The 20214-nt window shown below is 71.4% G+C and carries 14 protein-coding genes; 8 read left to right on the forward strand and 6 right to left on the reverse strand.

From position 1 onward, the window contains the following. Positions 1-3: 3 nt before the first annotated feature. From ACY34K_RS07700 to ACY34K_RS07715, 4 genes are all read right to left on the reverse strand, one after another. Entirely contained in the window at positions 4-2136 is a 2133-nt protein-coding gene (locus ACY34K_RS07700) for a glycosyltransferase family protein (RefSeq protein ID WP_462745123.1), read from the reverse strand. After that, positions 2133-3509: a glycosyltransferase gene (locus ACY34K_RS07705; protein ID WP_462745490.1), complete on the reverse strand. Its 1377-nt coding sequence runs from the start codon at positions 3507-3509 to the stop codon at positions 2133-2135. Before ACY34K_RS07705 ends, ACY34K_RS07700 begins: the two co-directional genes overlap by 4 nt. Positions 3510-3620: 111 nt before the next feature. Continuing rightward, positions 3621-4724, reverse strand: coding sequence for a non-hydrolyzing UDP-N-acetylglucosamine 2-epimerase (gene wecB / locus ACY34K_RS07710; protein ID WP_462745125.1), 1104 nt, complete (start codon positions 4722-4724; stop codon positions 3621-3623). A gap of 227 nt (positions 4725-4951) precedes the next feature. Beyond that, complete coding sequence (locus ACY34K_RS07715; RefSeq protein WP_462745127.1) at positions 4952-5323, reverse strand: NTP pyrophosphohydrolase; 372 nt, start codon at positions 5321-5323, stop codon at positions 4952-4954. Positions 5324-5433: 110 nt separating this feature from the next. Here ACY34K_RS07715 and ACY34K_RS07720 point away from each other — a divergent pair, with 110 nt between their 5' ends. Continuing rightward, entirely contained in the window at positions 5434-6585 is a 1152-nt protein-coding gene (locus ACY34K_RS07720; RefSeq protein ID WP_462745129.1) for a PLL family lectin, read from the forward strand. 79 nt (positions 6586-6664) lie between these two features. Here ACY34K_RS07720 and ACY34K_RS07725 read toward each other — a convergent pair whose 3' ends face one another. Together ACY34K_RS07725 and ACY34K_RS07730 are read right to left on the reverse strand one after the other, a co-directional pair. Beyond that, positions 6665-7267 carry an acyltransferase gene (locus ACY34K_RS07725; protein ID WP_462745131.1) on the reverse strand — a complete coding sequence of 201 codons (603 nt, stop codon included), beginning with the start codon at positions 7265-7267 and terminating at the stop codon, positions 6665-6667. Between the two features lie 66 nt (positions 7268-7333). Next, positions 7334-9217, reverse strand: coding sequence for a hypothetical protein (locus ACY34K_RS07730; protein WP_462745133.1), 1884 nt, complete (start codon positions 9215-9217; stop codon positions 7334-7336). 226 nt (positions 9218-9443) lie between these two features. On the opposite strand from ACY34K_RS07730, the gene rplU reads away from it, so the two are divergent. From rplU to ACY34K_RS07765, 7 genes are all read left to right on the forward strand, one after another. Continuing rightward, positions 9444-9764, forward strand: a complete 321-nt coding sequence (gene rplU, locus ACY34K_RS07735) for a 50S ribosomal protein L21 (protein WP_031070416.1) — start codon at positions 9444-9446, stop codon at positions 9762-9764. A 14-nt stretch (positions 9765-9778) separates the two neighbouring features. Continuing rightward, on the forward strand, positions 9779-10036 hold the full coding sequence (gene rpmA, locus ACY34K_RS07740) for a 50S ribosomal protein L27 (protein WP_462745136.1): 258 nt from the start codon (positions 9779-9781) through the stop codon (positions 10034-10036). Between the two features lie 139 nt (positions 10037-10175). Next, entirely contained in the window at positions 10176-11612 is a 1437-nt protein-coding gene (gene obgE, locus ACY34K_RS07745; protein ID WP_462745138.1) for a GTPase ObgE, read from the forward strand. A 202-nt stretch (positions 11613-11814) separates the two neighbouring features. After that, on the forward strand, positions 11815-13839 hold the full coding sequence (locus ACY34K_RS07750; RefSeq protein WP_462745139.1) for a glycosyltransferase family 4 protein: 2025 nt from the start codon (positions 11815-11817) through the stop codon (positions 13837-13839). 177 nt (positions 13840-14016) lie between these two features. Beyond that, positions 14017-15516, forward strand: a complete 1500-nt coding sequence (locus ACY34K_RS07755) for an SDR family NAD(P)-dependent oxidoreductase (RefSeq protein ID WP_462745141.1) — start codon at positions 14017-14019, stop codon at positions 15514-15516. Between the two features lie 132 nt (positions 15517-15648). Then, the gene (locus ACY34K_RS07760; RefSeq protein ID WP_462745143.1) at positions 15649-17790 is read left to right on the forward strand and encodes a hypothetical protein; all 2142 of its coding nucleotides are present in this window, start codon (positions 15649-15651) and stop codon (positions 17788-17790) included. A gap of 178 nt (positions 17791-17968) precedes the next feature. Next, positions 17969-19165 carry a glycosyltransferase family 2 protein gene (locus tag ACY34K_RS07765; RefSeq protein ID WP_462745145.1) on the forward strand — a complete coding sequence of 399 codons (1197 nt, stop codon included), beginning with the start codon at positions 17969-17971 and terminating at the stop codon, positions 19163-19165. The last annotated feature ends 1049 nt before the right edge of the window (positions 19166-20214 follow it).

Raw genomic sequence — 20214 nt, forward strand, 5'->3', positions numbered from 1 at the left:
GTCCTACCGCTCGCCGAGGAACAGCTTGTCGAACGCCTTGCTGACCACCGGCCAGTCCCACGTGGACAGCGCGTGCTCGGCCGCCAGCTTGCCGGCGTTCTGCCACGCCTCCTCGCTCGCGGTCGTCTCCAGGATGCGCTTGGCCGCCTCCTCCGTGGAGCCGACGACCCAGCCCTCCGGGTAGAGCGTGCGGGCGCTGTTCGGCTTGCCCGCGTAGAACGGCCAGTCACGGGCGACCGGAACGGCGGCGCTCGCCGCGCCCTCCATCAGACCCACGTGGCAGCCCTCACGAACCGACGAGGAGAGGATCACGCCGATGTCGGTCAGCGCGGACGGCACGTCGTCGGTCGGACCGAGGCGCACCACCGCACCCGACTCCACCAGCGGCGCCAGCTCCTGCTCCAGCTGACGCCGGTACAGGCGGGTGGCCTGGCTGGTCTTCGGGTTCATGTCGCCGCCCACCAGCAGCAGCCGGTAGCGCTCGTCGTGCTCCCGGAGGCGCTTGAGGACGTCCACGGCCCACAGCGGGTCCTTGGCGACCTGGCTGATGCCGACGAGACCCAGGTTGAAGCGGGCGTCCGCGGGCTTCGGCCGGGCGAAGCCCGACAGGTCCATGGCGTTGTCGATGAGGTGCGCCGTGGGGGCCTGGTCGCCGCGCAGCTGGGGAACCAGCGACTCGACGAGGTCCTTGACGTGCGGGGCGACGTAGATCAGGTCGTCGATCCGCGAGAAGTCGGTCATGTGCGGCCAGCGCGTGAACGCCTCGTAGCTGTGCAGCCGGACCACGATCCGGGTGTCGCCCGGGTCGATCGTCGTCAGCATCGCCGCGGGACCCACCGACCAGTCCAGGAAGACGGTGTCCGCCCAGTCGAGGTACGGCCGCATCAGCCGCTCGACCTCTTCCTGGAAGTCGCTGGTGCCGCCGGCCATCCGGTCCTGCAGCACCCGTCGGCCCGCCCAGGCGATCCGCTTGAGCGCCTTCTGCGCGGCCAGGTCCAGGTAGCGCAGCTCCACGCCCTCGTGGTTGCCGTAGCGGTCCAGGATGTGGTGCAGGAAGTTGTCGTTGGCGCTGGTGGTGACCAGCAGCCGCAGCGGACGGTCCTTGGGGGCCGGGGCCGCCGGGGTCTTCCTGCCCTGCGGGCGGCTGAGCGCCTGCATCGACGGGGAGCGGTAGAGCGGCTCGACGAAGCCCTTGGCGTCCTTGGCGAGCGGCGACGTCAGCTGGTCGATGTGCAGCACCCGGTGGAACGCCAGGAACAGCGCGCGGTCCAGCGCGTACGACGCCTTCTCGTACTCCTCGGCCGCGAACAGGGCGTCGGAGTGCGCCAGCTGCGCGGCGACGGCCTTGTCGAGATCGCGCGGGCTGAGGCCCTTCGCGATCTCCTTCATCACGGCCTCGTCCATCAGCTGCGCCCTGAGCCCCAGGTCGGGGATCTTCGACGCGGCGGCGGCGAGGGCCAGCGCGGCGCCACTGGTCCGGCCCGCCCACTGCATGCCCTCCGCCACATATCGCGACGTGGCCATGCGGACCTTGGTCGGAATACCGGGCGCGGTCACCGCCGTACGCCACATACGGGCGCCGACGGTCGAGCGCATCACCGGGCGCGAGGTGGCGTGCCGCATCACTGCGGCCGGCAGGCCGTCCACCGAACGGCGCACGTTCTGCTTGACGACGTCCAGCGGCGGCAGTACCCCGCGGCCGGCCGAGCCGCCCTTCTGCTTGACCCGGTCGACGGCCTTCAGGGCCGGCGCCAGGCCGAAGTGCGCCTCGTCGATGCGGTAGTACCGCGCGAGGCGCCACACCGTGTACACGGCGCCCGGGTCGAGCGCCACCAGGACGTCGGCCCTACGGGCCTGCTGGCGCAGCCAGCCGTCCCGCTGCGACTGCATCCAGATCCGCATGCCGCCGGGCGACTTGCGGGCCTTGCGGCGCAGCGCGGTGGAGCGGAAGTTGAGATTGCGCGGGAGCTGGTGCGTGCCGTCCAGCTCCATGGCGGCGAGTTCCTCGGCGACCGGCTCCAGGGGGAACGTACCCGCCAGGTAGGTACGGGCACCCGCGGCGCGGAACTTGGCGACCGAGTCGGCGAACACGCCGAGCTGGGGCCGGCCGCTGGCGATGAACAGGACGTTGGTCACTGGGAGGGTCCTCCGGCGACGATCGAATTCTCGGCGAGGGGGGCCGCTTCCGGGGTACCGGTCTTCTCCGCCCGCAGGGCGTTGACCTCCTCGACCAGGTCCTTCACCGCGGTCGTCATCAGCGCCTCGCGGGTGAACTGGTCGGCGTGCGCCATGGCTTCGGCGTGCACCTCGTCACTCGTCTCCACCGCCATGTGGGCGGCCTTGACGAACGACTCGGTCAGGCCCTCCTCGTCGATGCCGACGGCGCCCGTCCACAGCGGGTGCCCCTCCAGCACGTTGGAGGCGTCGTGCTCGACGACGTGCGCCGACACGATCGGCAGGCCGGTCGCCATGTACTCGTACACCTTGCCGGAGGTGACGTAGCGGCCGCCGATGAGGATGAGGACCATCGCGTCCCAGCGGGCGTAGATGGACGCCACCTCGGCCTTGGCGGCGGGGCCGCCGAAGCGGACGCCGTCGACCTCGGCCTGCTTGAGCACCTCGGCGTGGCGGTTGGCCTCGCGGCCGGAGCCGTTGCCGATGTGGCCGCGCACCTCGAAGGTGGCGTTGGCCAGCAGCGGCTCCTTCTCGCGGGCGGCGCGCCAGGCGTTCAGCACGGTCTCCAGGTGCGGGACCGTGAAGTTGACCGTGCCGAGGTAGCCGAAGGTGAGGCCCTTCTCGGGGTCGGGCTGGTGCGCCTTGCCGGGCGAGCTGTCGGCGTCGTAGCCGTTGCGCACGACGTGGACGCGGTCGGCGAAGTCCGGGTAGCGCTTGCGGTAGTGCTCGGCGATGGGGTCGTTGACGACCCAGAGCGAGACCGCGTGGTCGAGGATCTTCTGCTCCCAGCGGCCCTCGGCGGAGTCGCGGGAGAAGGACTCGACGCCCTCGATGACGTCGATGGACCAGCCGTCGCGGAAGTCGACGGCGTAGGGCACCTTCGCCTCCTCCCACAGCTTCCAGGCCGCGGCGAGGTTGACGTAGGGGACGCAGCTGGCGAGCAGCAGATCCGCCGGACGGTCCCGGTGGATCTTGAGGACGGCCTGCTCCAGATCCTCGCGCCAGTCACCGAAGTTGGGCTCCGGGAACGGCTTCGTCTGGCGGCGGCGCAGCTGGGTGACCCAGCCGTTGGGGTTGAGGGCGCGAGCCTCGTCGTAGAGAAGGATGTCCGTTTCCAGGTCCTCGCGCGACAGCGGGAGTTCGACGATGTCGATCCGCGGGTCGACCTGCTCCAGCAGGGTGAGGTCGACGCCCGAGTCCCTTTCCCAGGACTCCTGCGCGATGGTGACAACGGTGACGTCCCAGCCCTGGTTGACGAACTGGTTCGCGGTCTCGCGCATGCGGTACGCGCAGCTCTTGGCTGCCGGCGGGAAACCGATGGCGAGGTAGATCACATGGGGCCGATTGCCCGCCGTGGGCAGCCCGGACCTGGGAGACGCTGACATAACCGGTGACGCTAGCACGGTGACATGTACGGAAAAGTTCCTCGGTGGAGGAGCCTTCCGTCACGCGTGCCGGCTGCCTCCCTTCCACTCTTCCATGATCCGGACAACGTTCTGGGCGGCGCGGCCGTCACCGTACGGGGTGCCGGGGTCGGTCGTGGGCACGGCGCGGGTGACCGTCGCCGCCCACTCGTCGGCGGACAGCGTGTGCGGGTCGGGAACAAGGACGTTCCAACCGGTCTCCACGGTTTCGACCCACTCCGTCTCGGGACGGATGGTGGTCGTGATGCGCTGCAGCAGGAACGCCTCCTTCTGCAGACCGCCCGAGTCGGTGACCACACCCGCGGAGGCCAGCACGGCGGCGACCAGGCCGGCGTACGGCAGCGGGCGGCCGACGTGCACGGAGCCCTGGTTCAGCTCGATGCCGTGCTCGGCGGCGCGGGCGACCAGACGCGGGTGGGCGAGCAGCGCGACGGGCAGCGGCAGCGCGGCCAGCGACTCGATGATCGCGGCGAGGCGCTTCGGGTCGTCGGTGTTGTCCGGGCGGTGCAGCGTGGCCAGCAGGAACGGCTTCGACGGGTCGATGCCCTCGGGCAGCGCGGGCGCGGGGTGCTTCCCGGCCAGCACGTCGTCGCGGATCTTCAGGCAGATGTCGACCATCACATCGCCGGCCAGCACGGCACGGTCCTTCAGGCCCTCGTCGGCGAGGTGGCGCATGGCCTCCTCGGTCGGGGCGAGCAGCACATCGGCGCAGTGGTCGGTCAGGACGCGGTTGTGCTCCTCCGGCATGCGCCGGTTGAAGGAGCGCAGGCCCGCCTCCAGGTGGGCGACCGGCAGGTGCATCTTCACCGCCGAAAGGGCGCCCGCGATGGTGGAGTTCGTGTCGCCGTAGACCAGCACCCAGTCCGGCTGCTCGCGCTCCAGGACCGGGTCGAGCGCGGTGAGCACCGCACCGGTCTGGACACCGTGGCTGCCGGAGCCGACACCGAGGTGGACGTCCGGGTCAGGGATGCCGAGGCCGTCGAAGAAGACGTCGGAGAGGTCCGCGTCGTAGTGCTGTCCGGTGTGCACGATGAAGTGCTCGTGCTCCGTACCGGCGAACGCGGCCGCGATCGGGGCGAGCTTCACCAATTGAGGACGGGCGCCGACGATGCTGATGACTTTCACAGAGCACTCTTCTTCTACTGGGTCAGGTCAATGAGGGAGGCGTGCCGCCCCATCGTAGGCAATGGCAGGGATGACCAGGTCCGCGGCCGGAGCACGGTGCGGAACGCTCAGGTCCGACGGCCGTGGTCAGAACGTCTCTTACACCGGCGGACCGTCGGCATAACGATTCCGTGAACAGTTGAACCGGGCTTTGGGCGGGAGGTTCGAACGGGGTCAGGCCGGCGCATTCAGGGGCGCACGGACCGCGGGCCGACGCACACCGCGTACTCCGCCACCCGCTCCCGCAGTTCCCGGTCCGCGGTCACCACCACACAGCCGCGGCCCACCCCGGCAGCCTCCGCGGCCAGCTCGACGACCCGGTCGTCGCCACTGCCCGGCGCCTCGTCGATCCGCACCCCGGCCACCGGCTCCACGCCCCGGGCCCGGCCCTCCACGACGAGCACCACGTCCAGCGGGCCGGGGTGGCCGGCCAGCCCCTCCCGGGCGTACGGCACGAGCCGGTCCCGCAGTCGCCCGGCGGCCGCCCGGCGGTCCCGCCACCAGCCGTCGGGCACCGATCCGACCACGTTCGCGGCGTCCACGACGAGAAGAGTGCGCACGCCCCGAGGGTGCCACGGCAGAGCCGTCCGGGGGACCCTGGGCGACCTGCCAAAATGCTATGGTCGCGCAAGCTTGGGGGAACTGATCAGGGGAAGGTCGACGGTGAGCCATGGCGGTGTGGTCCGCGCGCAGAACCAAGCGTCCGAATGCCGAGCGTTCCGGGGACACGGCATCGCGCGGTAAGCCGGGCCGGACGCCGGTCGTCGACAGCAGCCTCCCGCCGACCACGGACTGGCTGGTGCGCGGCAAGGACGGCAGGCTCACGGCGTACGCCCCCGTCAAGGACGGCGTGCTGCGCTGGACCGAGAAGTTCCCCGGCGGTCCGGAGTGGACCGGCCCCGAGGTGATCCCGGCCCCCGGCGTGCTGCCGCACCTGTCCATAGCCCAGGGCGCCGACGGCTACGTCCACCTGGTCGGCCTGCGCCGCTCCCGGCTCAAGGACGGCACCACCGGCACCGACGTGGTGTACGCGCTCCAGTACCAGTCGGGCCTGGCCGTGCGGGACTGGTGCCCGGTCGGCAACCCGTACCCCAACGACCCCGCACTCGCCGAGAAGATCGGTCCGCCCGCCGCGGTCGTCGACTCCGAGGGCTCGCTGCACGTCTTCGTGCGCAACGTGGGCGGCGGGATCTGCGGGCGCGCCCAGGTGCCCTCGGGCAAATGGAACAAGTGGGCCGACCTCAAGGGCAGCGGGATCGTCGGCCGGATCTCGGCCTCGATCACCAACGACGGTCTGATGGAGCTCACCGCTTCGACCGCGGACCGCGTGATGCGCTGGACGCAGGAGACGGTGGGCGTGAAGTTCCAGCGCGCGGAGGACATCCCGGCCAGGGCCGAGGCGGGCTCCCTCACCAGCGAGCGCACCGGCGCGGGCCGGCTCACCCACTTCTGGCACGACGCCGACGACCACACGGTGCGCGCCTGGCGGCCCTCGGACAAGGCGCCGGCCACGCTCGGCACGGGCGCGGGCTCCGGCCCGGTCGCCCTGCTGCGTACCGCGGTGGACGGCGTCGACTGCACGATCATGGCCCGGCGGGACGCGGCGACCGGGCGGCCGGCCCTGGCCGCCTACCCGACGGAGGACGAGTCCCTCGGCGCGACCTGGACGCAGACCGGCGAGCCGTGCGTGGGTGCCCCCGCGCTGGCCGTCGACGGGCGCGGCCGGGTGGTGATGGCGGCGTTCGGCACCGACGGCACGCTGCGGGTCGCCCGCCAGAAGGCCGAGTCGGGTCTGGCCCTGGACGCCTGGACCCGGGTCTGAGGTGACGGAGAAGGAGTGAAGCGGGACGGCCGGTCCGGGCACTGCCCGGACCGGCCGTCCCGCTTCACGACCCGACGGATCAGGCGGCGCGCTCGGTCAGTGCGCCGTCCTTCTCGTCGAACAGCGCACCGGTCTTGGGGCACTCCCACACGCCCGGCTCACCGGCCCGCTCCACCAGCTTGACGCCGGCCCGGCCGACCCAGCCGACCTGCCGCGCCGGCACACCGACGACCAGCGCGAAGTCCGGGACGTCCTTGGTGACGACCGCTCCCGCGGCGACCATGGCCCAACGGCCGATCTCCAGCGGCGCCACGCACACCGAGCGCGCACCGATCGAGGCACCGTCGGCGATCTTCACGCCCACGGCTTCCCAGTCACCGCCGCGCTTCTGCTTGAAGTCGGGGTCGACCGAGCGCGGGTTGTGGTCGTTGGTGAGGACGACGGCGGGGCCGATGAAGACACCGTCGCCGAGCTCGGCCGGCTCGTAGACCAGGGCGTAGTTCTGCAGCTTGCAGTTGTCGCCCATGCGCACGCCCGTGCCGACGTAGGCACCGCGGCCGACGACGCAGCCCTCACCGAGCCTGGCGTCCTCGCGGATCTGCGCGAGCTCCCACACGCTGCTCCCGGCGCCGATCTCGGCGGTGTCGGCGACCTGGGCGGTGGGCTGGACCCTGTAATTCACTGTGCTCTGCCTTCCGGCTTCCGGTGTGCGTCTTCGCCCGGCGAGCATACGGGTGCCGGGGCCGTCTCAGCCCTCCCGGGCCCGGGCCGCCCGCCGGGCGGACGTCAGCTGCCCGCCGAGCACCGCCGCCGCGAAGGTGGTCAGCAGGGCACGGATCCAGCCGACGTCCGGCGACCACCAGGAGTACGCCGCCGCGGGCGCGAACACCAGCAGCCCCACGAGGCGCAGAAGCCACCAGCGCAGCGGTCGCGCCGGGGCCGGCGCCGTCTCGGGCGTCAGCAGCAGCCGCGGGTCGTCCGCCAGGGTGTCCCGCATCCCCGCCAGGAAGCCCCGCTTGGCGAGCACACCCGCGCCCGGCAGACCGGCGAGGACCTCCGGGCGCTCGCCGAACCCCTCGGGCAGCGGCGGCAGGCCGAGGGCGGCGACCAGTTCGCGAGGGCGGCGGGCCGGGGCGCCGGTGGCGCGCAGCAGGGACACCAGCGGTCTGGGGTCGCGGACGGCGAACACCGCGGCCAGGGCCTCGGCCGTGGCGGCCGCGGTCGCGTGATCGGGCACGGGGCCGGCCTCGTCCCACTCGTGGGCGGCGACCTCCCTGCCTTTGTGCAGGGCGGTGAACCCGCACCGGTCGCCGGTGCGGCGCAGGACCAGCGTCGGCCACTTCTCACCGGTGGTGAAGGTGTCGGCGGCGGTGGTCAGCGGGTCGCCGCCGATCAGGGCGGCCCGCCGCCCGGGTGCGTGGCCGGGCACGATCTCCACATAGCTGGCGGCCGGACCCCCGCCCGGGCCCCGGTACGCCGGTGCGATGCGCAGCGGGACCCCGCACATCAGCGCCGCCTCGGCGACCTTCGGCGGCGCGGCGAGCGCGATCGCCACCGCCCGGGTGGCGGGCCGGGCGGTGAGCGGGGCGGCGGGCGGGGGAGGGGAGCCGAAGAGCGGGGTCCGCGAGGCGATCTGGATCCGCACCCCGGTGCGGAACTCCAGGAACTCCTTACGGGCGTCGCCCAGGTACCCCCACGGGTGGCTGCGGGCGTGCACGTCGATCGCCCGGAAGGTCTCCAGCGCCTCCGGCCACCGCTTGGCCAGCACCAGCATCAGCGCCAGGTGGTTGCGGAACCCGGCCGCCTCCGGGTCGCCCGGCTCGTAGTGCCGCGACAGGTCCAGGGCCCGCTCGACGGCCGCGGCGATCCGCCCCGCGGGGACCGTGCCGCTGTCGCGGGCGCGGGACACGACCTCGTACTCGACCGCCGCCATCAGGGGCAGGGCGTGCAGCTTCGAGCCGGGCAGCGCGCCGTCCGCGGCCCGCTCGGCGAAGTCGAACATCTCCTCGTGCGAGCCGTACCACTTCGCGCACAGGTACTGGAGGGCCGTGGCGTGGCAGCCGTAGTGGTGCGGAGAGCGGGCGGTGGCCTCGGCCCAGTACCGGTCGAACACCTCCCGCGTGGCCCGCGCTCCGCGCGCGTGGGTCAGTGCGATCTCCCACGGCACCGGGTCGGTGGGGTTCAGCTCGGCGGCCGTGGAGATCACCGGCACGGCGTCGCCGAGGAGCGTGAAGAACGCGCGGAACTGTTCGCGCGAGACCTGCTCGGCACGGTGGCCGGTGCGTATCTCCCAGGCCTGCCGGACGCACAGATCGGCCTTGACCAGCACGGCGTCCGGGTCGTCCGGAGCCGCGTCCAGCCAGGCGTCCAGCCAGCCGGGGCTGTGCAGCGCGGCCCCGGCGAGCTCGGAGACGTAGACACTGCGCCGCTCCCACTCGGCACCGAGCCTCGTCGCCGCGAGCAGCTCGCGGGCCGGGCCGTGGTCGCCGGCGGACGCGGCGGTCAGCGCGGCCCGCAGGACGGCGGAGACAGGGGCGTCGAGGGCGACGGCGTCGTCGGGGGGCAGTTCGGCGCCGACGGCCGAGCCGTGGCGCAGCACCCGGGGCATCGTGATCAAGGAACGCAGGGACACGGGGGCATTCAACCCGGGGGACGCGCGGTCGGGGCCGGTTTGACCCCCTGGAGCGCGGACCGTAACCTTGACCGTCGGCGTGTTTCCATGCGCGCCAACTCCTGAGCACCTCCCTCCGGGCCTGCCCGGAGAGGCCGCTCGTCCCACCCGGACAGTCACGGACCTCGCCGGTCCGTGCGGGCGGCTGGCATCAGGGGTTCCCGTTCCGAGCGAGAGAGAGATCCGCGTGTACGCCATCGTGCGCAGCGGTGGTCGCCAGCACAAGGTTGCTGTCGGCGACATCGTTGAGGTTGACAAGATTTCCACTGCCAAGGTTGGCGACACGGTCGAGCTCTCGACCCTGCTCGTTGTCGACGGCGACTCCGTGACCAGCGACCCGTGGGTGCTGGCCGGCATCAAGGTCCAGGCCGAGGTCGTGGACCACCACAAGGGCGCCAAGATCGACATCCTGCGCTACAAGAACAAGACCGGCTACCGCCGTCGTCAGGGCCACCGCCAGCAGTACACGGCGATCAAGGTCACGGCGATCCCGACGGCTGCGAAGTAAGGGACTGAGGAGACATGGCACACAAGAAGGGCGCATCGTCCACCCGGAACGGTCGCGACTCCAACGCTCAGCGGCTCGGCGTGAAGCGCTTCGGCGGTCAGGTCGTCAACGCCGGTGAGATCCTGGTCCGCCAGCGTGGCACGCACTTCCACCCCGGCACGGGCGTCGGCCGTGGCGGCGACGACACGCTGTTCGCGCTGCAGGCCGGTGCGGTGCAGTTCGGTACGTTCCGCGGCCGCAAGGTCGTGAACATCGTTCCGACCGCTGCCTGATTTTTCTTCGCGGAGGCGGACCTCTCTCGCACGGCACGTGCGGGAAGCGGGTCCGCCTTTCGCATGTTGTGAAGAGATGCGGCGTAAATAGACGCAGCACCGTAAGACATTTCCATCCGTACGTACTGGAGGCACCCACATGACCACCTTCGTGGACCGCGTCGAGCTGCACGTCGCCGCGGGTAACGGAGGTCACGGCTGTGCCTCCGTCCACCGGGAGAAGTTCAAGCCGCTCGGCGGGCCCGACGGCGGGAACGGCGGGCGCGGCGGTGACGTGATCCTGGTCGTCGACCAGTCGATCACCACACTGCTGGACTACCACCACTCGCCGCACCGCAAGGCCACGAACGGCAAGCCCGGTGAGGGCGGCAACCGCTCCGGCAAGGACGGCCAGGACCTGGTCCTGCCCGTGCCGGACGGCACGGTCGTCCTCGACAAGAACGGTGAGGTCCTCGCCGACCTCGTCGGCCACGGCACGTCGTACGTCGCGGCCGAGGGAGGCCGCGGCGGCCTCGGCAACGCGGCGCTGGCCTCCGCCCGCCGCAAGGCCCCCGGCTTCGCCCTGCTCGGCGAGCCCGGCCGCTCCGGCGACATCGTCCTCGAGCTCAAGACCGTCGCCGACGTGGCCCTGGTGGGCTACCCGAGCGCGGGCAAGTCCTCGCTGATCTCCGTGCTGTCCGCCGCGAAGCCGAAGATCGCCGACTACCCCTTCACGACGCTCGTGCCGAACCTGGGCGTCGTCACCGCCGGCTCCACCGTCTACACCATCGCCGACGTGCCGGGCCTGATCCCGGGCGCCAGCCAGGGCAAGGGCCTCGGCCTGGAGTTCCTGCGCCACGTCGAGCGCTGCTCGGTGCTGGTGCACGTGCTCGACACGGCGACGCTGGAGTCGCACCGCGACCCGGTCTCCGACCTCGACGTCATCGAGGAGGAGCTGAAGCAGTACGGCGGCCTCGACGACCGCCCGCGCATCGTCGTCCTCAACAAGATCGACATCCCGGACGGCAAGGACCTCGCCGACATGATCCGCCCGGATCTGGAGGCACGCGGCTACCGCGTCTTCGAGGTGTCGGCCGTCGCCCACCTGGGCCTGAAGGAATTGTCGTTCGCACTGGCCGACATCGTGGCCAAGGCCCGCGCGGCCAAGCCGAAGGAGGAGGCGACCCGGATCGTCATCCGCCCGAAGGCGGTCGACGACGCGGGCTTCACCGTCACGCGCGAGGAGGACGGTCTCTTCCGCGTGCGGGGCGAGAAGCCGGAGCGCTGGGTGCGCCAGACGGACTTCAACAACGACGAGGCCGTCGGCTACCTGGCGGACCGCCTCAACCGCCTCGGTGTCGAGGAGGAGCTGATGAAGGCCGGCGCCCGCGCGGGCGACGGCGTCGCCATCGGCCCCGAGGACGACGCGGTCGTCTTCGACTGGGAGCCCACCATGATGGCCGGCGCGGAGATGCTGGGCCGCCGTGGCGAGGACCACCGCTTCGAGGCCCCGCGTCCCGCGGCCCAGCGTCGCAAGGACCGCGAGGCGGAGCGCGACGAGGCGCAGCGCGAGTTCGACGACTTCAACCCGTTCTAGGGCACGCCCTGGCGGGCACTCGTGCCGGACGGGTCCTGTGCCCGTCCGGCACCACCGTGTGCCGCCCTGGGCGGCTCCGGTGCGATTGGGTCGATGTGTGAGGTTCAAGTCGGCCGGCGGCACAACCTGATGTCTCCGACCTCCGTCTTGTATGCCGGGGGCGGGGCCGCAGGTGCCCCGGCTGAACTTGAACGGAGCGTTGATGAAGGTCTCCTTCCTCATCCACACCATCTACGGCATCGGCGGCACCATCCGCACCACGCTGAATCTCGCGGAAGAGCTCGCCGGCCGGCACGAGGTCGAGATCGTCTCCGTCTTCCGGCACCGCGACGAGCCGCTGTTCGCGATCGACCCCCGCATCACCGTCGTCCCTCTCGTCGACACCCGCCCCTCCTCGCCCACGAACGAGAAGAAGCACGAGCGGCATCTCCAGCCCGCCGAGCACTTCCCCCGCAACGAGGCGCGGTACAAGGAGTACAGCCGGCTCACCGACGAGCGCGTCCGGGACCACTACGCCGGATCCGACGCCGACGTCGTCATCGGCACGCGGCCCGGACTCGTCGCGTACGTCGGCCGGTTCGCGCCGGAGGGCGCGGTGCTCATCGGCCAGGAGCACATGACGCACCATCACCACAAGCCCGCCCTGCGGGCGGAGATGGCCGCGCACCTGGGCAGGCTCGACGCGTTCGTCACCGTCTCCGAGGGTGACGCCGCTTCCTGGCGGCAGCACATGCCGCTGCCGGACACCCGCGTCCTCTCCATACCCAACAGCGTTCCGGAACCGGTCGTCGCGCCCTCCGACACCTCCGGCACCACCGTCGTCGCCGCCGGGCGGCTGGCGTCCGAGAAGCAGTACCAGGTGCTGATCGAGGCGTTCGCCAAGGTCGTGGCCGTACGCCCGGAGTGGACCCTGCGCATCTGCGGCTGGGGCAACCAGAAGGACCGGCTCCGCAAGAAGATCGACGACCTCGGCCTCCACAACAGCGTCCACCTCATGGGCCCGCGCTCGCCCATCGAGCCGGAATGGGTCAAGGGCGCCATCGCCGTCTCCACCTCCCGCCACGAGTCCTTCGGCATGACCCTCGTCGAGGCGATGCGCTGTGGCCTGCCCGTCGTCTCCACCGACTGCGACTACGGCCCGCGCGAGATCATCCAGGACGGTGAGGACGGCCTGCTCGTCCCGGTCGGCGACGTCGACGCCATCGCCGCGGCTCTGCTGAGGCTGATCGACGACCCGGACGAGCGCCGCCGCATGGGCGCCGCCGCGCTGGCGGCCGGCCGCCGCTTCGACCCGGTCCCGGTGGCCAAGCAGTACGAGGAGCTCTTCGCCGAACTCGGCGCGGTCGTCACCCAGCAGGCCCGCAGCGGCCCCGCACCGCAGGAGGCCGGCGCCCCCTCCGCTCCCGTCGCCGACTGCGTCGCGTCCTCCGACGGCACACTCAGCGTCACGCTCCTCGTGCCCGGCCGGGCGACCCGGCTGATCGTCGCGGACCACGCGTTCCCCTTCGACGGCCGAGGCGTCGCGACCGTCCCCGCCGACACCGCCTTCCCGGAGGGCGTCTGGCCCTGCGAGGCGGAACTGCCCGGCTCGGGCGAGCGTGTGGGCCTCGTCACCCGTGCCGTCGACCAGCGCGGCACGATGCGCGCGGCGGACCGGGCGGAAGCGGACGGCGGGCCCGTCCGCCACCTCGTCCCCTTCACCAGGCGCGGTGTCCTGACCCTCCGCTCCTGGGTGCGGCGGAGCCACGCCGAGGTCGATGCCATCCGGGTCGACGACCGGAAGGTCGCCGTGACCGGACGGTTCTTCGGCGAGGCGGCGGACCGTGTGAGCGCCGAACCGGTTCTCCTGCTGCGTCGCCGCGGCGCCCACCCCGCCGAGCTGTCCTTCCCCGGCACCCGCCGGGGCACCGCCGGTTTCCTTTTCACCGTGCCCTGGACCGAACCCGCGGGTCGTCAGCAGGACGTTCACGATGTGTGGGACCTGTGGGTGCGGCCCGCGCCGGACGCCGAGCCCGCGCGGCTCGGCCGCCTCCTCGACGACGTGGTCGAGAAGGGCTCACTGCATCCGTATCCGGCGACCGAACTGCTCAAGAAGAAGCCGCTCGCCCGTACCCTCGCGGTCGTCAGAAAGCTGTCCGGCAGGCCCCAGGAGCGGGTCGTCGCCAAGGTCTTCTACAGCGCCGCCAACGAACTCGTGCTCAATGTCGTGGACAAGTCGAACCAGTGAAGTCATACGTGATGTCGGTCACCGAAGGCCCCGCGCGGCGCTCCGGCGGTCTCCCTGGCCACAGGGTGAACAGACGGTGTCCAGTGGGCGTGAGGCCCCTGATGCCCGCCTTGCGAGACGCTCACGGAGAGTGCGACCATCAGCCCGTCCCCCACTCGTCGCAAGGTAGGTCGTTCTGTGTCAGTGCCGCATGAAGCCAAGACTCGCACCACGGCGGTCGTGCTCGCCGGGGGCACCGGCCAGCGCGTGGGACTCGCGATCCCGAAGCAGCTGCTGAAGATCGCGGGCAAGGCGGTCATCGAGCACACGCTGACGATCTTCGAGCAGGCGGAGTCCGTCGACGACGTGATCGTGCTGATGGCGCCGGGTTTCGTGCCCGACGTCGAGAAGATCATCGCCAAGGCCGGGCTGACCAAGGTCACCCGTGTCATCGAGGGTGGCTCCACCCGCAACGAGACCACCGAGCGGGCCATCGCCGCTCTCGGCGAGGGGCTCACGGAGGGCGAGGACCTCAACGTCCTCTTCCATGACGCTGTCCGTCCGCTTCTGTCACAGCGCGTCATCAAGGACTGTGTCGACGCCCTGGAGCGGTTCCAGGCCGTGGACGTCGCCATCCCGTCCGCGGACACGATCATCGTGACCCGCACCCACGGCGAGGACGGCGAGTTCATCACCGACGTCCCGGACCGTTCCCGGCTGCGCCGGGGCCAGACCCCGCAGGCCTTCAAGCTCTCCACGATCCGCAAGGCGTACGAAGTCGCGGCCGGCGACCCCAACTTCCAGGCGACGGACGACTGCAGCGTCGTACTGAAGTACCTGCCGGACGTGCCGATCCACGTCGTGCCGGGCGACGAGTACAACATGAAGGTCACCCAGCCCGTCGACGTCTTCATCGCCGACAAGCTGTTCCAGCTGGCCTCCACCGCCGCCCCCCGCCAGGCCGACGAGGCCGCCTACCGCGAGTTGCTGGCCGGCAAGACCTTCGTCGTCTTCGGCGGCTCGTACGGCATCGGCGCGGACATCGCCGCACTCGCCGAGCAGTACGGCGCCACGGTGTACGCGCTGGGCCGCTCCACCACCGGCACGCATGTCGAGAACCCGGAACACGTCGACGCCGCGCTGGCCAAGGCGTACGCCGAGAGCGGCCGTATCGACTACGTGATCAACACGGCGGGCGTGCTGCGCATCGGCAAGCTCGCCGAGACGGACAACGCGACCATTCAGGAAGCGCTGAACGTCAATTACCTGGCACCCGTGCAGATCGCGCGCGCGTCGTACAAGTACCTGGCCGAGACCAAGGGGCAGCTGCTCCTCTACACCTCCTCCAGCTACACCCGCGGCCGCGCCGAATACAGCCTTTACTCGTCGACCAAGGCCGCCATGGTGAATCTCACCCAGGCGCTTGCCGACGAATGGGCGGGCGACGGGATCAGGGTGAATTGCGTCAATCCGGAACGCACCGCGACACCGATGCGTACGAAGGCGTTCGGCCAGGAGCCCGCCGGATCGCTGCTGTCCTCCGAGGCCGTGGCCCGGACCTCGCTGGACGTGCTGCTTTCCGAGCTCACCGGCCATGTCATCGACGTCCGCCAGCAGGACCCCACCCGCGGGGCCAGCGAGGCGTCGGGCTTCGAGCAGGCCCTGGCGGCCGTACTGGACCGCCAGGAAGATGTGTAATACTCGTCGGATTCGTAATTCGGGCCTCTGTGTCGCTTCGCGAATACAGGGGCCCGAGTTCGTGAAGCCGCAACTTCACGCGAATCTCCTTGTTGTGAATAAACCGGCACCCCCCTCTGGAGCAGGTTCTTCGTGATTTCGACCGCCATTCGCCTGGCACGCGTGGGCAGTGCGTCAGAGCTGGCTGCGGCAGTCCTCATGGGACTGAGTTACCCCGCCGTCATGCTCGCCGCGCTGATCCCGAATATCTGGTTCTTCGCGGCCGCCGGTGCCGTCACTTATGTCACCGACTGGTATCTGCACCAGAAGAACAGCTATCTGATCAATCGACTCAGCAAGGTCCGCGCCGGTCTGCCGATCCGCTTCCTGCTGCGTCAATTGCTGCTGATCCTGCTGCTCGCCCGTGAGAACCTCGCCGAACAGCCGGTGTTCTACGCCGCGGTCGCCTGCTTCCTGCTCTTCTACGGCCTCCAGGCGCCGCAGGGCGCCCTGGCCACCCTCATCCGCCTGCGCCGCACGATGCCGGTCGTCACCCGGAACATCGACCTCAACGCGGTGCGCATCCCGGACGCCCCGCCGAAGGCGCTGCTGAACCGCTCCGCCGAGAAGATGCTCCACCTCGACATCCCCGCGGTCGCCGGCGTGATCGTCGCAGCGGCCACCGGCCGGAACGTCGTCGCCTACGCGGGTGTGGCCACCACGCTCGCTCTGGGCCTGCTCTACACCGCCGTCCTCGTGCCCTACCTGCGCCGCAAGCGCCGGGTGCCGAGCACGCCCGCCGTCCTCAAGGCCGTGGCCGCCTGGCTGGGCGAGTACCAGCCGACGGTCGCGCTCTACTTCTCGGGCGGCGACGACTCCGCGTACCAGGTCAACATGTGGCTGGAGACGATGGAGCAGGTCGAGGGCCGGCCGCTGATCATCATGCGGGAGCGGACCCTGGTACGGAAGCTGCCGCCCACCTCCGTACCGATCCTCTGCGTGCCCGGCGGCCAGCACCTGATGGCGATGGACCTCTCCTCGATCCGCGTGACGCTCTACCCGGCGAACGTCGGCAAGAACATCCACATGCTGCGTGTGCCGACCATGAAGCACGTCTTCATCGGGCACGGCGACAGCGACAAGCTCGCCAGCGTCAACCCGTTCTCGAAGGTGTACGACGAGGTGTGGACCGCCGGCCAGGCCGGCCGCGACCGGTACGCCCTGGCCGACGTCGGCGTCCGCGACGAGGACATCGTCGAGGTCGGCCGCCCGCAGCTCGCCCCCATCCAGAGCTGGACCGGGACACCGAAGAACCCCATCCCGACCGTCCTGTACGCCCCCACCTGGGAGGGCTGGGACAACAACCCGGGCAACACCTCGCTCCTGCTGGCCGGCGAGAACATCATGAAGCGGCTGCTGAACGCCCCGCAGCCGGTCCGGGTCATCTACAAGCCGCACCCCTTCACCGGACTCGTCAACAAGAAGGCCAAGGCCGTCGACGAGCGGATCAAGAAGATGGTCGCCGCCGCCGCGGCCGAGCGCGCCACCGACCCGCGCTGGGCCAAGGAGGCCGCCGCCGCGCAGGCCCGGCAGTCCGCTGCCCGCGCCGAGCTGGCCCGGGTGGAGGCCCGGCTCGCCACGCTCACCAGCCCCGGCCGCAAGGGCGGCGACGAGGCCGAGGAGTCGCGCGTCTCGCTGGCCGACCCGCAGCGGCTCGCGGAGATCAAGCACCTCCGGGCCGAGTGGAACGAGGCCTACTGGCAGTCGTTCGGCTGGTGGGAGCACAAGGTCGTGACCGGCGCCGAGCCGAAGCTGTACGACTGCTTCAACGAGGCCGACGCCATGGTCTCCGACATCTCCAGCGTGGTCTCGGACTTCATCGCGAGCGGCAAGCCGTACGCGGTGACGGACTCCGCCGAGGCCGGCGCCGAGGAGTTCAAGCGGCAGAACACCGCCGTACGGGCCGCGGTCATCCTCTCCAACAGCGCCGCCGAGCTGGACGAGCTGCTGGCCGCGGTGGCCGACCCGGCCGCGGACCGGCTGGCCGGGAAGCGGCGCGGGCTCAAGCGCTACCTGCTCGGCCCCGACGAGCCCACCTCCATCGAGCAGTTCAACGCCGCGGTGCTGGCCCTGCACGCCAAGGCGGAGGCCCGCAACGCGGGCGTCGCCCAGCGGCTCGCCGGCCAGCGGATCGGCGAGCTGGACCAGGAGGACGACGCCGGCGCCGAGCCGGCCGGCGCCGCCTTCGACACCGTCGCGGAGCAGGGTGCGGAGGCCACGACCGTGGCCCGCTGAGCCGGTCGCGGCAGTCCGCCCGAACCCTGACCGGACGTACACCGCACGGCCCGTAAGTCCCTCTTCCGAGGAGCACTTACGGGCCGTTGTGCGTGCCGTCACGGCACCGGAACACGCCGGGAGCACCATGGCGGACGTCCAAAGTCCGTTTCTTCGCTTACCGCCGCTGTGGGGGCCGATGACCGAGACCACTCCCGATGTCAGTGTGATCATCGGGGCCTATGACGCCATGCCGTACCTGGTGAAGTGCCTCGCCTCCGTCGAGGCCCAGACGCTCGGTCCCGACCGCATCGAGCTCATCGCGATCGACGACGGCTCCACCGACGGCACCGGCGACCACCTGGAGGAGTTCGCGGCCCGTACCAAGGTCCCGGTCCGGCTCGTGCGGCAGGCCAACTCCGGCGGGCCCGGCGGCCCCCGCAACACCGGCCTGGAACTGGCCCGCGGCCGCTACGTCTTCTTCCTCGACGCCGACGACTTCCTCGGCGACGAGGCGCTGGAACGCCTCGTCGCGATGGCCGACCGGGCCGGCACGGACGTGGTGCTCGGCAGGACCGTGGGCGTCAACCGGGGTGCCGCCCAGTCCATGTGGAACGAGACCGTCGAGCGCGCCGACATCTACACCTCCAACGTCAAGTACACGCTCAGCGCCCAGAAGCTCTTCCGGCGCGAGCCGCTCGTCCGGCACGGCATCCGGTTCGACGAGTCCCTGAGGACCGGCGAGGACGCGCTGTTCACGCTGGAGGCGTATCTGCGCGGCAGCGGTGTCTCCGTCGTCTCCGACTACGTCTGCTACTACCTGGTGGGCCGGGAGGACGGCAAACACCTGACGAAGACCGGTGGTTACGTGCCCCGCTTCGACTCGGCGAGAGCCCTGATGGAACTCATCGCCGCCCACGAGCCGCCGGGGGAACACCGCGACCTGCTCATGATCAGACCGTTCACGGTCACGCTGCTGCCGCAGTTCGGGCCGGTCGTCCTCAGGCAGCCGGTGGACATCCTGCACAGCAAGATGGAGCTGGCGGCACCGCTGATGGCCGGGTACTGGACCCCGGGCGTCGCCCGTCGGCTGAAGACGGAGGAGCGGCTGCGGCTCACCTGTGTGGAGCTGGACAGGCCCGCCGAGCTGATGGATGTCGTCCGTTTCGTGCAGGCGGGCGAACGGCCGGAGCGGGTGCGCCGCCGCGGCCGGGAGTACCTGGCGTACCCGCACTTCGGGGACGCGGCCGCGGGCATCCCCGACGAGGCCTACGAGGTGCCCGGCGCGGCCGGACCCCTGACGGTGGCCCGGCGCGGCGCACGGCGCGCGGCCGCCCGCGCGGCCGCGAGTGTCAGGGCCTGGCGAGGACCTCGCTCAGGCGGTGCCCATGGATGACCCGCGCGCACGGGGACTGGTCCTTGCGGGGCGTGCCGGGAGGTTCGAGCGGTACGGAGGCCCTCCGGACCGACGGCCGTCGGACCTCCGCGCCGCTCGTGCGACGTACGGGTGGTTGCCGGTGGCCGGGTCGAGGAGGGTGAGCCACTCTTCTCGCTGCACGAGCCCGGCTCGCCGGCCGTGCAGCCGCCCATGGAGCGGCCGGGTTCCCACTGCCGTACGAGCCGATCAGAATCGGCCGCTTTCCACCCCACTTCTCGCCCCCGCGGTTCGGACCCAGCCGACGGCCCGCGGGATCCCCTCCCTGCCGATGCGTCGCGGGCCTCCCGGCAGAGCTTCCGGACGGGAGCGATCGGCTTGCCGCGCCGTCGAGCTGATGGAGGAGGCCGAGGCCGCCCAGGCGCCTTTCACCGGCCTCCTGCGGCTCGGTGTCATCCCGACGGAGCCGAACAGGTCGGCCGTGCAGGCCGCCTCCCCCGTCCCGACGGTGCGGTCGGCCTCGGCGAGAACCTCCGGACGCCCTCGGGCAGGGGCGCGTCCGGCTTCCCGACGCGGGGGGCCGAGATCGCGTCCGTGACGCATCCGATCGTGCCCGGGCGGTGGTGGCGTCACCAGCCCGCCCGGCCGGCTCCACCCGCATGCGGTGGTGTCCCGGATGACACAGGCGGAGTCGCGGTGCTGGCCCGGGGGCCGCTCGGTCCCGCGGGCGGTCGGTCCCGCGGGCGGTCGGTCCCGGGGGTGGTCGGTCCCGGGGGTGGTCGGTCCCGCGGGTGGTCGGGGCGGCGGGCGCCGCCCGTGTCACCCGTCGCGGGGACGGCGACCAGGACCCCGAGGGCGGCGGCCAGGGTGCTGATGGCAAGGACTGGACCCCGCCGCAGGGCCGGTGCTCGACGTTTCGACACGTTGGTCTCCGAGGCTCATCCGGGCCGATGAGACCTGTGGACGTTCGCACCGCGAACAGTCGGGGGCGAGCTTCGCCGGAAATCCGAAACGGCCTGCCTGCCCGCAGCGTTGACACCCCGTCAGGGTGGATGCCGTCCGGTCGCGGG

This window comes from Streptomyces sp. STAM6 (genome assembly GCF_054963715.1).